The sequence below is a fragment of the Paracoccus versutus genome, from assembly GCF_029909795.1.
Lineage (GTDB): Bacteria > Pseudomonadota > Alphaproteobacteria > Rhodobacterales > Rhodobacteraceae > Paracoccus > Paracoccus versutus.
This window is the reverse complement of sequence record NZ_CP038197.1, coordinates 1,668,136-1,681,139: the sequence shown is the minus strand read 5'-3', so window position 1 is coordinate 1,681,139 and position 13,004 is coordinate 1,668,136. Positions and strand designations below refer to the sequence as shown.

11 protein-coding genes are annotated in these 13,004 nt (G+C 68.0%); 10 read left to right on the top strand and 1 reads right to left on the bottom strand.

Translation table 11 applies throughout. From position 1 onward, the window contains the following. Positions 1–177 precede the first annotated feature (177 nt). Complete coding sequence (locus E3U25_RS19575) at positions 178–1,503, top strand: MFS transporter (protein ID WP_072463040.1); 1,326 nt, start codon at positions 178–180, stop codon at positions 1,501–1,503. 52 nt (positions 1,504–1,555) lie between these two features. Here E3U25_RS19575 and E3U25_RS19570 read toward each other — a convergent pair whose 3' ends face one another. Further along, on the bottom strand, positions 1,556–3,673 hold the full coding sequence (locus tag E3U25_RS19570; protein WP_116221798.1) for a TonB-dependent receptor plug domain-containing protein: 2,118 nt from the start codon (positions 3,671–3,673) through the stop codon (positions 1,556–1,558). Positions 3,674–3,877: 204 nt separating this feature from the next. Here E3U25_RS19570 and E3U25_RS19565 point away from each other — a divergent pair, with 204 nt between their 5' ends. From E3U25_RS19565 to E3U25_RS19525, 9 genes are all read left to right on the top strand, one after another. Beyond that, positions 3,878–4,390: a DUF2478 domain-containing protein gene (locus E3U25_RS19565; RefSeq protein WP_116221799.1), complete on the top strand. Its 513-nt coding sequence runs from the start codon at positions 3,878–3,880 to the stop codon at positions 4,388–4,390. Positions 4,391–4,419: 29 nt separating this feature from the next. Further along, positions 4,420–4,629: a TOBE domain-containing protein gene (locus E3U25_RS19560; RefSeq protein WP_072463037.1), complete on the top strand. Its 210-nt coding sequence runs from the start codon at positions 4,420–4,422 to the stop codon at positions 4,627–4,629. After that, on the top strand, positions 4,622–5,083 hold the full coding sequence (gene tsaA, locus E3U25_RS19555) for a tRNA (N6-threonylcarbamoyladenosine(37)-N6)-methyltransferase TrmO (RefSeq protein ID WP_116221800.1): 462 nt from the start codon (positions 4,622–4,624) through the stop codon (positions 5,081–5,083). The genes E3U25_RS19560 and tsaA overlap by 8 nt, the downstream gene beginning before the upstream one ends. Next, positions 5,080–6,111 (top strand): iron ABC transporter substrate-binding protein, encoded by a 1,032-nt coding sequence (locus tag E3U25_RS19550; protein WP_116221801.1) that lies wholly within the window; start codon positions 5,080–5,082, stop codon positions 6,109–6,111. Before tsaA ends, E3U25_RS19550 begins: the two co-directional genes overlap by 4 nt. Next, on the top strand, positions 6,080–7,096 hold the full coding sequence (locus E3U25_RS19545; RefSeq protein ID WP_116222408.1) for a FecCD family ABC transporter permease: 1,017 nt from the start codon (positions 6,080–6,082) through the stop codon (positions 7,094–7,096). The genes E3U25_RS19550 and E3U25_RS19545 overlap by 32 nt, the downstream gene beginning before the upstream one ends. Then, positions 7,093–7,857 carry an ABC transporter ATP-binding protein gene (locus E3U25_RS19540; protein ID WP_244295146.1) on the top strand — a complete coding sequence of 255 codons (765 nt, stop codon included), beginning with the start codon at positions 7,093–7,095 and terminating at the stop codon, positions 7,855–7,857. Before E3U25_RS19545 ends, E3U25_RS19540 begins: the two co-directional genes overlap by 4 nt. A gap of 276 nt (positions 7,858–8,133) precedes the next feature. Then, positions 8,134–9,714, top strand: coding sequence for a S8 family peptidase (locus tag E3U25_RS19535; protein ID WP_208861597.1), 1,581 nt, complete (start codon positions 8,134–8,136; stop codon positions 9,712–9,714). 15 nt (positions 9,715–9,729) lie between these two features. After that, positions 9,730–11,037: a hypothetical protein gene (locus tag E3U25_RS19530; protein ID WP_116221802.1), complete on the top strand. Its 1,308-nt coding sequence runs from the start codon at positions 9,730–9,732 to the stop codon at positions 11,035–11,037. Positions 11,038–11,313: 276 nt separating this feature from the next. Continuing rightward, a complete protein-coding gene (locus E3U25_RS19525) occupies positions 11,314–12,966 on the top strand; it encodes an OFA family MFS transporter (RefSeq protein ID WP_116222410.1) in 1,653 nt (550 codons plus the stop codon). The last annotated feature ends 38 nt before the right edge of the window (positions 12,967–13,004 follow it).

Below are 13,004 nucleotides of genomic sequence, written 5' to 3'. Positions count from 1 at the left end.
CGCGGCCCAAGACAGGCTGGCGCGGCCCAGGGGTTTTCCGGGGCTTCACGACCAGCGACTTCATGGGCCTGCGGAGGAGCCACGTCGGTGGAAGGGCCATGAAAACCGCGATGCGTATCGGGCCGCTTCCGCCAGCCTTCAGCGGAACGCCCAGTTCTGAGCCCAGGAAGGTATTCTATGGCCATATCCATTTTACCCGGCGGACCCGCGATGCGCGACGCCTCGGGACGGCTGCCGATCGACGAGGCGCCGCTCAAGACCATTCATGTCGTGGCGGCCGCGGCCGTCCTGGGCGGCGCGGTGCTGGACGGCTACGTCCTGGGCATCGTGGGGCCGGCGCTGTCCATCGCCAGGCAGGAAATGCAGCTTTCGGCGATCAGCCAGGGCCTGATCGCGTCCAGCGCGCTGATCGGGGTGTTCATCGGCGGGCTGTTCTTCGGCAATCTGGCGGATCGTTTCGGCCGCCGTCCGGTCTTCGGCTGGAACCTGGCGGCCTTTATCGTGCTGTCGCTGCTGCAACTCTTCGTGCAGGATGTCTGGCAGCTGGTCGCGATCCGGCTGGCGCTGGGGCTGGCGATCGGCGTCGAATATGCCGTGGGCTCGTCGGTGCTGGCGGAATTCTCGCGCCGCAAGGGCAGGGGCGTGCTGCTGGGCTGCTTCTCGATCGGCTGGCAGGTGGGCTTTACCGTCGCCTTCATCGTCGGCTCGTTCTATGACGGCGACAACTGGCGGATGCTGCTGGCCTCGAGCGTGATCCCGGCGCTGATCACCTTCGCCTTGCGGATAACCCTGCCCGAGACGCCCATGTGGCTGAAGGGGCAGGGCCGCGATGCCGAGGCGCAGGCGATCGTCGACCGGCATTTCGGCGCGGAATATGCCATCCCCGACGTCGACCCGAACCCGCGGCACGCCTCGCCGCGCGAGCTTTTCACGGCCGAGACCTGGCGGCAGACGCTTTATTCCGGCTTGTTCTGGTTCTGCCAGGTCGGCCCGTTCTTCGGCATCTTCACCTTCATGATGCCGGTGCTGGAATCGCTGGGCCTGCAGGACGCGACCGCGGTGGACATGTCGCTGAACGCCATCCAGATCGCCGGGGCCGTGGTCGGCGTCTTCATGCTGCACTGGATGAGCCGGCGCGGCTTCGTGATCTGGACCTTCGTGATCGTGCTGCTGACCTTCCTGGCGCTGGGCCTGTTCCCGCAGGCGCCGACCTGGTTCATCGTCGCGCTGTTCGCGATCTACATGTTCGTCGCCCCGGCCGCGAACAACATCCAGTTCGTCTATCCGCCCGAGATCTTTGACACCCATGTGCGGGCGACGGGGGTCGGGTTTTCGGCTGCCTTCTCGCGCATATCGGCAGCGGGCGTGACCTATCTTCTGCCCTACCTGCTGCAAAGGTTCGGCTTTTCCGCGACCGTGATCATGATGGCCGCCTTCCCCTTGCTGGGGCTGGTCCTGTCGATCCTCTGGGCCCCGGAAACCAAGGGCAAGCACTTGCGCTGAACGCCGGGCGGGGGCTCGGGCCCCCGCCAGCCCGAGCCCCCTTCCTTGCGTTTCAGAAGGTCATGCGGGTGGTCAGGAAGAAGCTGCGCCCCGGCTCGGGGAAGCCCTCGACCAGCTGATAGTCCCGGTCGAAAAGGTTGCGGATGCCGAAGACGACGCTCGCCTGTTCGCTCGCCTGCCATTCCGCATCCAGGTTGGCCAACGCAAAGCCGCTCATGCGGGTATAGGCGATCTGTCCCGGATCCGAGGGCTGGATCGCGCTTTCCGACAGGCGGGAGCTGGAAAGCTCGACCGAGGGCGAGATGGTCAGGGCGTCCATCGCCCGCCAGTCGAGCCGCAGATAGGCGTTGTGGCGTGGCGTGTCGGTCGGGCGGTAGTCGGCGCGGACCGGGTCGGTGATGCCGCGATGCAGCCAGGTGTAGTTCGCGACCAGCCCCAGCCGGTCGCTGACCTGCCAGTTCGCCGCGATCTCGAAACCCTTGTAGGTGCCGTCGCCGACGTTCTGGCTTTGCACGATGGGCCGGTCGCGCTCATCATCCCATTGGTCGGTCGGCATCGATTGGATCATGTCCTTGACCTTGCTGTAGAACAGCGCCGTCTGGACCGTCGCCGGGCCGATCTGGCCGCCATAGCCGATCTCGATATTGGTGGCGCGTTCCGATTCCAGGGCGGGGTTCGGCAGGGCCGTGCCAAAGCGGGTGCTGTAGCGGTCGAACCGCGTCGGAAAGCGGGTGCGGGAGGACAGGCTGGCGTGATATTCGCCGCTGTCGTGGCTGTAGATCGCCGCCAGTTGCCAGTTCACCGCATCGGTCGAGCCGGTGGGATAGCTGCCGGGCACGGCCGGGCCGGGGAAGCTGCTGGTGTCGTTGTTGTCGGCCCGCAGCATCCTTGCCTTGTCGTAGCTGATGCCCGAGACGAGCCTCAGGGCCTGCGAATACTGCCAGCCATGTTCGAGCGCGACCGAGATCGTCTCTTCCTCGGACCGTTCCGGCAGGTCGGGTTCCCGGCCGGTGCCGGGGGCGACGGACTGGATGGAATCGTGCCGGTCGCGGCGGTAATGCAGCGCCGCCTTGACCTCGTGATCCGGGCCGAACTCGGTTCCGGCTTCGGCGCTCAGCCCCCAGGCCGCGTCCTTGTAGCGGCTGTCGAAAATGCGCGGCGCCAGGGTTTCCTGCGTGGTCTGCGTGGAATCGTCCCAGGACGACAGCAGGTTGTCGAAGCGGTTGTAATAGGCGCGGGTCTTCAGATAGCCGCCGGCCAGTTCGGTATGCGAATAAAAGGCAAGGCTGTCGATGTCCCATTCCGGCCATGTCCAGTCCCGCTGGTATCCGCCAGAACCGGTGTCCGGCCGGCCCCGCATCGGCAGGTCGATGTTGTAGGGCGCGCGCTTCGCCCCGGTCTGCCGGGTATAGCTGAGGACATATTCATCGGTCGCGTTCGGCGTCCAGCCGGCCTTGAGGTTCAGGCGGCTGTCGTCGGTATCGGCATATTCGCGCAGGCCCGCGCCCTGCTGCGGCCGCGGCACGAAGTCGCGCGACAGGTAGAAGCCGTCGCTGTCGCGCCGCATGTAGCTGCCTTGCAGCCAGAAATCCGCCTGCCGCGTGCCCAGCGACAGAAAGCCGCTGCGGGCGGCGATGTCGCCCCGGTTGCCGGCCTCGATGCCCAGGCGCGCCTCGCCCTCGAAGGGCGCGGAGGGCTGGCGGGTGACAAGGTTGATCGCCCCGCCCATGCCCCCCGGCCCGTTCAGGACCGAGACATGGCCCTTTTGCAGCTGGATCTCGGCCAGGTCCGGGGTCAGGAAACGGCCATAGTCCAGCCGGTTGTCGGCGGGCAGGTAGACGCGGATGCCGTCGATCGACAGCGGCACCTGGAAGCGGTCGAAGCCGCGGACATAGACCAGCCGCTCGTTCCGGCTGCCGCCGGTATTGCCGACCTGCACCCCCGGCGCGACCCGCAACGCATCGTCCAGCGAGGTGCGATTGCTGCGCAGGACATCCTTGGCGGTCACGGTGGTCGTGGTGCCGCCCCGGCCTTCGTCGTCCTCCGCCGTCAGGGTGATCGTGCCCAGCACGAAGACCTGCGACGGCTCGGCCACCTGCGCCGATGCCGGCGCGGCCGCCCAGCCCAGAATGGTGGCGCAAAGCAATCCCGCCCTTGTCGTGACCCGCATCCATGTCCCTCCCGAACAGCTCTCCACCAGCGGAGAGAATCGTTATGCTTGAGCAAACATAATGAAATCGCGACGGATGAACATAGGGCATTGGCGCGGAAGTCTTTCTTTCCGGGCGGTGGCGGTTTGAAGCGGCAGGGCCTTGCCAGCGCCCTCCGATATGTTTCAGTATCTATAACGGCGCGGAGATGATGGGAGGCGCGAATGGAAATCCGCTATGTCTGTTCCGACGAGGAACGAAGGACGGATGCCGTGCTGAGCGCGGTCGCGCAAAGGGCCGCCGCCCTGGGAATCGCGCTGGCGGGAACCGTGCAGCCGGTGGACCCCGACGCCCCGCCCGAGAAATGCAATATCGTCCTGGCCCTGCTGCCCGACGGCGAGCGGCGGAATGTCAGTTTCGACCTCGCCCCCGGCATGACCGGCTGCCGGCTGGACCCCGATGCGCTGGAGGCGGCGGTGATGGCCGTCCATGACCGCCTGCCCGGTGCGCAGGGGCTGGTGGTGAACAAGTTCGGCAAGCAAGAGGCCGTGGGCCGCGGCCTGGTCGGTGCCATCGGCGAGGCCTGCGCGCGCGGGCTTCCGGTGCTGGTCGGCGTGTCGCCGCAATGGCGCGAGGCATTCCTGGCCTTTGCCGGCGGCGCGACCGAACCGCTGCCGGCCGACGAGGATCAGGTTCTGGCCTGGCTGCAGGCGGCCTGCCTGCGCCGGGTCGCATAAACCCAGTCGATGGAAAGGGAGATTTCCAGATGAAGCTCAGCGCAAGAAACGTCCTGCCCGGCACGGTGGTCGAGATCGTCACCGGCGCCGTCACCAGCCATGTCCGCATCGACCTGGGCGGCAGCGTGGTGACAGCCTCGATCACCAATGACGCGGTGAAGGAGCTTGGCCTGGCGGTCGGCAGCCGCGCCTCGGCCGTCATCAAGGCGTCCGACGTGATGGTGGGCGTGGATGAATGAGGTCGGCACCGACGACCTGCGACCGCATGAGCAGGCCGTCGTCCCGCCGCAGGGCTTCGACGCGCAGCTTTGGTTCATCGGCCGCATCCACACGCCCTGGACCCGACGCGGCGACTGCCCGCATCGCGGCGATGCCGCCGACGGGCCGGACTGCCGGATCGAGCTGTTCGAGCCCTGGGTTCCGGGACTGACCGGGATCGAGGCGCATGCCAGCCTGCAGATCCTTTACTGGATGGACCGGGCGCGGCGCGACCTGGTCCTGCAGAACCCGAAGTTCGGCGAGCGCGCGACCGGCACCTTTGCCCTGCGCTCGCCGGTGCGTCCCAACCCGATCGCCTCGTCGGTGGTGCGGCTGCTGGCGGTCGAGGGGCCGGTGCTGATCGTGCGCGGGCTGGATTGCCTGGACGGCACGCCGCTTCTTGACATCAAGGCCGCGTTCGGAGCGATGGCATGATGCGGCTGACCCGCCGCGCCCTGGCCGGCGTGCTTTCGATCCTGGTCGCGGCCGGCCCCGCCCTTGCCCAGGAGGGCAAGACCGTGACCGATGCCGGCGGACGGCAGGTCCGGGTTCCGGTCGATCCCGCCAGGGTCTTTGCCGCCGGCCCCCCTGCGGCCACGCTGCTTTATACGCTGAAGCCCCAGGCGATGATCGGCTGGGTCCGCGCGCCCAAGCCGGCCGATCTGGCCTGGCTGCGGCCCGAGGTTGCGGACCTGCCCGAACTGGGGCGGCTGACCGGCCGGGGCGACACGCTGAACCTCGAGGTGCTGCTTGCGGCGGGGCCCGACCTGATCGTGGATTACGGCACGGTGAACGCGACCTATGTCGATCTGGCCGGCCGGGTCCAGGAACAGGCGGGCGTGCCCTATGTGCTGATCGACGGCAGCTTTGCGCAGATGCCGCGGTCGATCCGGCAGATGGCCGACCTGCTCGGCGTCCCCGCGCGCGGCGAGGCCCTGGCGGCATATGCCGAAACCACGCTGGCGGATCTGGACGCGCTTCTGGCCGAGGTGCCGCAGACCACGCGGCCCAGGGTTTATCTTGCGCGCGGGCCGGAAGGGGTGGAGACCGCCGGCCGCGGCTCGATCAATGCCGAGATCATCGAGCGCGTGGGCGCAAGGAATGTCGTCGAGACGGAAGGCGACGGGCTTGCCACCGTCTCGCCCGAGCAGGTGCAGGCCTGGGCGCCGGACGTGATCGTCACCATCGACCGGGATTTCGCCGCCAAGGTGGCGCAGATGCCGGAATGGCGGGGCATTCCCGCGGTGGCGAACGGGCGCGTCCATCTGGCGCCCGCGGTCCCCTTCGGCTTTATCGACGCGCCGCCTTCGGTCAATCGCCTGGCCGGGCTGATCTGGCTTTCGCACAAGCTTTATCCCCAGGCCGCGACCGGCGACCTGCACGCCAAGATCGCCGAGTTCTACGCGCTGTTCTATGGCCGGCGCCCGGACGATGCCGCGCTGGCGGCCTTGCTGGGTGACTGAGCGGCGGCTGAACGGCTGGCTCGCTTTGGGGCTGATCGCCACGCTGGCGATCGGCGCCGCGGTCGGCCCCTATGCGATCGCGCCGCAGCAGCTGGTGGCTGTCCTGTCGGGGGACCGCTCGGACCCGCAGGCGGTGACGGTGCTGTGGAACATCCGCCTGCCGCGGGTGCTGGCGGCGGCCATGGTCGGCGCGGCTCTGGCGGCGGCGGGGGCGGCCTACCAGACCACCTTCCGCAATCCGCTGGTCTCGCCGGACATCCTGGGCGTGTCGGCCGGGGCGGGGTTCGGCGCCGTGCTGGGCATCCTGCTGGGCTGGCCGGTCATGGCCATCCAGATGCTGGGCTTCGGCACCGGGCTTGCCACCGTGGCGATGGTCCTGGGCCTGACCATGGTGCTGCGCGGTGCGGGACAGGTGCTGGTCATGGTGCTGTGCGGCATCGCCATCGGCGCGCTGGCGGGGGCCGGGATCTCGCTGGTCAAGCTGCTGGCCGACCCCGAGCAGCAATTGCCCGCCATCACCTTCTGGCTGATGGGCAGCCTGGCCGGGGTCAAGCGCCCGGACATCGCGGCGGCGCTGCCTGCGCTGCTGGTCGGGCTTGCGCCGCTGCTGGCGCTGCGCTGGCGGATCGGGCTTTTGGCCATGGGCGACGACGAGGCGCGGTCGATGGGCATCGACGCCACCCGCCTGCGGCTGCTGGTCATCGCCTGCGCCACGCTGATGACGGCCGCGGCGGTGGCGCTGGCGGGGGTGATCGGCTGGATCGGGCTGATGGTGCCGCATATGGCGCGGTTGCTGACCGGCCCCCGCTTCGACCGGCTGCTGCCGGCGGCCGTCCTGATCGGCGCGGGCTTCATGGTGCTGGTCGATACCAGCGCGCGCAGCATCGCCACGGTCGAGGTGCCGCTGGGCATCCTGACCGCGGTCCTCGGCGCGCCGCTTTTCGTCTGGCTGCTGGCGCGGGGGGCGAAGGCATGGAGCGAATGACCCCGCTGCTGACCGCCACGGGCCTTGCCATCGGCCATGGCGGCAAGGTGCTGATCCGGGGCATCGATCTGAGCCTGGATCGGGGAAGCGTGCTTTGCCTGCTGGGACCGAACGGCGCCGGCAAGACCACGCTGTTTCGGACCCTGCTGGGGCTGATCCCGCCCGTCCATGGCCGGATCGCGCTGGGCGGCGAGCCGCTGTCCCGCCTGTCGCGGCTCCAGGTCGCCGCCCGGCTGGCCCATGTGCCGCAGGCGCTGGCGACGCCCTTTGCCTTTACCGCCCTCGACATCGTGCTGATGGGGGCGGCGGCCCGGCTTGGTCCCTTTGCCCGTCCGGGCCGGGCCGAGGCGGAACGGGCGATGGCGGCGCTGGACAGGCTTGGCATCGCCGACCTGGCCGGGGCCGAAGTCACCCGGCTTTCGGGCGGCCAGCGCCAGCTGGTGCTGATCGCGCGGGCGCTGGCGCAGGAGGCGGCGGCAATGGTGATGGACGAGCCCACCGCCAGCCTGGATTTCGCCAACCGCCGGCAGGTCGGCCATGCGATCCGTCGCCTCGCGGATGCGGGAACCGGGATCATCCTGTCCAGCCACGATCCCGACCACGCCGCCGCCATCGCCGACCGGGCGCTGCTCCTGAACCGTTCGGGCCTGCTCGCCTCGGGGACGGTCGCAGAGACGATGACGGCCGGGAACCTGTCCCGCCTCTATGGCATCCCGGTTCACAGGGAACAGGGGGACGACGGCCGCCTGCGCTTTTATTGACGGCGCCGATGCGGCAACCGGGGCGTCGCAAACAAAATGCCTGCCATTGCCCGCCAGTTTGCCGCGCGGGCGATTGACCGGCCTTCCAGGCAATGCATTTCGGTCCGAATAGGCACGTCATAGGCTGATTCAAAGGAAGGGGATTTCAGCGGCGTCCCCAATTTCACCGCGCGAAAACGGGCGCCTTGCTTTTGCGGATTGCCCCCATTCTCGTTGCGCGCTTCGAAAAACCCCGGTAATCTCAATATGCTGCAAAGGCTGCATGAGGTGGACTTCATGACCGCTGAAGAGACCCCCGGCAATATGGATCCGAACAGCATCCTGCTTCATAGCTGCGTGTCGCGGGATCTCTACGAGGCAATGACGCAAGGAAAACCGCCCGGCTCGGCCAGGGACGCATTTTCCGTCATGATCGAGATGAACAATAATTTCCCAGGTGGCGCGCGCATGGCTCGGGCGGCGCTCGTCGCGAGCTATCGGGAAAAGGCCGATGTCGCGAACGAACGAAAGCTGGGATTCGTTGCCGAAATCCTGGCCTTGGCCGAGATTCAGGGTCCGTGGAAAAAGATCGGCTTCAACGCGTCTGACGAACTCAACCTTGTTACCTCGTCCTTTACCGAAGGCTATCTTTTCGGGCGGCTGTCGCGCGGCACCATCCGGCGCATCGCGCAGAACTGCCAGGAAGAGCGGGACGGGCCGATCTACAAGCTGTGGCTGGACCAGCCTTTCCAGGCGAGCGTCTATAAATCCTACAAGACCATCAAATGCGATGCCGCGCGGGTCGCCTTCGGCGCGCAGGGCGAGGATATCGTCTGGGCGGTTGCCGATACCGGCATCGACGGCACGCATCCGCATTTCCGGCCCTACGACACGCTGGAGCCGCCGGCGGGCCTGAACCACTACGACTTCACCCGGACGCATGAAAGCGACAGCGCCGCGGCCAAGGCGGCGCTGTGCGACCAGGACGGGCATGGCACCCATGTCGCCGGCATCATCGCCGGCGAAACCAACGTCAGGATGCAGACGCCCGAGGGCAAGCCGCTGATCGACGGCATGGACATCAGCATCGACACCCGCCCCGACGGCATCAGGGTCGAGGAAAGCTCGCTTGCCCGGCCGCCCGAGGTGATCCTGGGCGTGGCGCCGCGAACCCGGCTGATCAGCCTCAAGGTGCTGTCGCGCGCCCGCGACGACAGCGGCATCAGCAATGTCATCGCCGCCATCGGCTATGTGCAGCGGCTGAACGAATACGGTCGCAACCTGCGCATCCACGGATTGAACCTGAGCCTTGGCTACAGCTTCGACCCGACCTGGTTCGCAGCGGGGCAAAGCTCGATCTGCAAGGAGGTCAACCGGCTGGTGCGCTCGGGCGTGGTGGTGGTGGTCGCGGCGGGAAATGCGGGCTTCGGCTATGTCGACGACCAGAACAGCAGGCTGCATTCCAGCGCCAACGCCTCGACCATCGCCGATCCCGGCAATGCCGAGCTGGCCATCACCGTCGGCTCGACCCATCGCGACCGGCCGCATGAATACGGGGTCTCGTTCTTTTCCGCCAAGGGGCCGACCGTCGATGGCCGGATGAAGCCGGATCTTCTGGCGCCGGGCGAGCGGATCGTTTCGTGCCATCCGGGCGACAAGGACCGCATCGCCAGCTTCAAGGAGCGCTCGGGCACAAGCATGGCCGCGCCCCATGTCTCGGGCCTTGTCGCGGCGCTGCTTTCCGTGCGGCGCGAGTTCATCGGCCAGCCCGAGCGCGTCAAGCAGATCCTCATGGACAGCGCGACCGACCTGGGCCGCGTTCCCAGCTTCCAGGGCGCCGGGCTGGCCGACCTGATGCGTGCGCTGCAATCCATCTGACCGCAGGAGCGAACCATGCCCGATATCGACGGAACCCCCCTGGTCTGGCTGAGCTTCGACAGCGAGGGCCGCCTGGGCGACAACCCCAAGCCCCTGCACGCGCTGCACGAGGCCATGCAGAGGGTGCAGGCGACCGATGTGCTGGTCCTTTCCCACGGCTGGAAGAACACCCAGGCACAGGCGGCGCGGCTTTACCAGGCGATCTGGCGCAATGCCCGGCCGCATATCCCGTCCTCGCGCCGCTTCGTGCTGGCCGGCATCGCCTGGCCTTCGGTCGCCTTTCCCACGGATTTCGACGACCGGGCCGGGCGCGAGACCGCAGGCGGGGCGCTGGCCGCGCCCTTGGCGGGGGGGCCGTCCGACCTCGACCCCCGGACCTTTGAACGCATCCTGCGCCAGTCCTTGCCCGGCAAGGAGAACGCCAGGCTGCGCAGCTTGGCCCGCGCCGCGGCCAGCGATCCCAGCGCCGAGACGAAAGCCGCCCTGGCCGCGGAACTGGCCAGGCGGATGCAGGCCTTGGCCGCCGGGGACGATGCCGAGCTTTCGGACGAGGCGGAGCTGATCGCCCGCCGGGCCAACAGCAACCCCGAGCTGCTGTTCCAGATCAGCGCGAAACCCTTCGTGCCGCGGGATGGCGAAGACGGTGGCGCGGCCGGCGGGGAGGGCGCCGGGCAGGTCGTCCGCGGCCCCCTGGCCAGCATCGCGCGGCTGGCGAACCAGTTCACCTATTACCCGATGAAGCGCCGTGCGGGAAAGGTCGGCCGCATGCTGGGCGGCTACCTGGACCCCCAGCCCTTCCTGGCGAATACCCGGCTTCACTTGGCGGGCCACAGTTTCGGCGGCAGGCTGGTCACGGCCTGCGCGTCCCAGATGAAATCGCTGCGCCCGCAAAGCCTGACCCTGCTGCAAGCCGCCTTCTCGCATAACGGGCTGGCGGCCAGTTCGCCGGCGGGGCCGGGATATTTTGCCGATGTGCTGGCCGAACAGCGGGTCCGCGGTCCGATCGCGATCACCCATACGCATAACGACCGGGCCTGCACCTTCTACTATGCACTTGCCTCGCGCCTGGCGGGCGATGGGACGATGGCGATCGGGGACGCCAACGACCGCTATGGCGCGATGGGGGCCAATGGCGCGCAGCATGTGGATGCCCTGCGCCATGGCGGCTTTCCCCCCTCGTCCGGCCATCGGCCCGTCGCGGGCAGGGTGAACAACTATCTGGCCGACAAGGTGGTAGTGGCGGTTCCGGGCGGAACGGATGCGCATAACAATATCGGCAATGCCGGGATCGGGGCATTGCTGGGAAGCATCGTTTCGCTCTGACTGCCGGGTCGCCCGGACCTGCATTGACCCTTCCGTGCCGGGCGAAAACGGCCTGATTTCCTGACGGTTTCCGGCCTGGGCCGGGGCGCGCCGGACAACCTGTCCTGGCGGCTGGACAGATTGTCCATTGAAATCAACCCTATGCATTCCGCACCTTGTGCCAAAACCCGAGGGGAGCGGGACGGGGGGATAAGCGTCCATGCTCGCAAGAAAAAGGGCAGGCGGCGGCCGGTTCCGACGGGTCGCGCGCGCATATTCGTTTCAGGGAGGGGAATGATGACGGCCATAGAAGATTTTCCAGGATTCCGGGCACCCTTGTTGTCCCGCGAGCGCACGATAGCGCGGCCGGGCTTCAACCGCTGGCTGGTGCCGCCCGCCGCGCTGGCGATCCACCTGTGCATCGGCATGGCCTATGGCTTTTCGGTGTTCTGGCTGCCGCTGTCGCGCGCCATCGGCATCAGCGACCCGGTCGTCTGCGAAGGGATGGGCCTGGTTTCGGCCCTGTTCACGACCAGCTGCGACTGGCGCGTCGCCGATCTGGGCTGGATCTATACGCTGTTCTTCGTGCTGCTGGGTTCCTCGGCCGCGATCTGGGGCGGCTGGCTGGAAACCGCCGGCCCGCGCAGGGCGGGCGTCGTCGCGGCCCTGTGCTGGTCGGGCGGCATGGTCGTTTCGGGCTTCGGGGTGATGACGCATCAACTGTGGCTGATGTGGCTCGGCTCGGGCCTGATCGGCGGCATCGGCCTGGGCCTGGGCTATATCTCGCCGGTCTCGACGCTGATCAAGTGGTTTCCCGACCGGCGCGGCCTGGCGACCGGCATGGCGATCATGGGCTTTGGCGGCGGCGCGATGATCGGGGCGCCGCTGGCGGACCGGCTGATGAACCATTTCCAATCCGTGACCGGCGTCGGCGTGTGGCAGACCTTCTTCGTCATGGCGGCGGTCTATTTCGTCTTCATGCTGGCCGGCGCCTTCGGCTATCGGGTGCCGCCCGCCGGCTGGAAGCCCGAAGGCTGGCAGCCCAAGGTCTCGGCCCGGAAGGCGGGGATGATCACCCGGCATCACGTCCACCTGAGGGACGCGCACAAGACCCGGCAGTTCTGGCTGATCTGGCTGGTGCTGTGCCTGAACGTCTCGGCCGGGATCGGGGTGATCGGCATGGCCTCGCCCATGCTGCAGGAAATCTTCGCCGGATCGCTGGTCGGCCGGCCGGACCTGGGCTTTACCCAGCTGGACGCCGGCCAGAAAGCGGCCATCGCGGCCATCGCCGCGGGTTTCGCGGGGCTCTTGTCGCTGTTCAACATCGCCGGGCGGCTGTGCTGGGCCTCGGCCTCGGACCGGCTGGGGCGCAAGACCACCTATTTCATCTTCTTCGGCCTGGGGATCGTGCTTTACCTGCTGGCGCCAAGTGCCGCGCACTCGGGCAACCAGGTGCTGTTCGTGGCGATGATCTGCGTCATCATCTCGATGTATGGCGGCGGGTTCTCGACCGTGCCGGCCTATCTGGCGGATGTCTTCGGCACGCAATTCGTGGGCGCGATCCACGGCCGGCTGCTGACCGCCTGGGCGACGGCGGGGATCGTCGGCCCGGTCGTCGTGAACTACCTGCGCGAGGCGCAGATCGCGGCGGGCGTGCCGCGGGCGCAGGCCTACGACTACACGATGTATATCCTTGCCGGGTTCCTGGCCGTCGGGCTGGTCTGCAACGCGCTGGTGCGGCCGCTGGACGAGAAGTGGTTCATGAAGCCCGAAGAGGTCGCGGCCCTGCAGGCCGGCGAGGCAACCGCCGGCCAGGTCCAGAGCGGATCGTTCGGGATCGACCGGGGCCGGTTCGACCTGCCGGCGATGCTGGCCTGGGCGGCGGTCGGCATCCCGCTGGCCTGGGGGGTGTGGACGACGATCATGAAGACCGCGGCCCTGTTCGGCTGATGGCTGCGCCCGCCGCCCATGGCCCGCAAGGCCGGGCG

Bases quoted from the DNA above. Each gene is read 5' to 3' on its own strand.
- tsaA (WP_116221800.1), top strand. From the start codon at position 4,622: ATGAATGAGGTCGGCACCGACGACCTGCGACCGCATGAGCAGGCCGTC.
- E3U25_RS19560 (WP_072463037.1), top strand. From the start codon at position 4,420: ATGAAGCTCAGCGCAAGAAACGTCCTGCCCGGCACGGTGGTCGAGATC.
- E3U25_RS19540 (WP_244295146.1), top strand. From the start codon at position 7,093: ATGACCCCGCTGCTGACCGCCACGGGCCTTGCCATCGGCCATGGCGGC.
- E3U25_RS19525 (WP_116222410.1), top strand. From the start codon at position 11,314: ATGACGGCCATAGAAGATTTTCCAGGATTCCGGGCACCCTTGTTGTCC.
- E3U25_RS19550 (WP_116221801.1), top strand. From the start codon at position 5,080: ATGATGCGGCTGACCCGCCGCGCCCTGGCCGGCGTGCTTTCGATCCTG.
- E3U25_RS19565 (WP_116221799.1), top strand. From the start codon at position 3,878: ATGGAAATCCGCTATGTCTGTTCCGACGAGGAACGAAGGACGGATGCC.
- E3U25_RS19570 (WP_116221798.1), bottom strand. From the start codon at position 3,673: ATGCGGGTCACGACAAGGGCGGGATTGCTTTGCGCCACCATTCTGGGC.
- E3U25_RS19545 (WP_116222408.1), top strand. From the start codon at position 6,080: ATGCCGCGCTGGCGGCCTTGCTGGGTGACTGAGCGGCGGCTGAACGGC.
- E3U25_RS19575 (WP_072463040.1), top strand. From the start codon at position 178: ATGGCCATATCCATTTTACCCGGCGGACCCGCGATGCGCGACGCCTCG.
- E3U25_RS19535 (WP_208861597.1), top strand. From the start codon at position 8,134: ATGACCGCTGAAGAGACCCCCGGCAATATGGATCCGAACAGCATCCTG.
- E3U25_RS19530 (WP_116221802.1), top strand. From the start codon at position 9,730: ATGCCCGATATCGACGGAACCCCCCTGGTCTGGCTGAGCTTCGACAGC.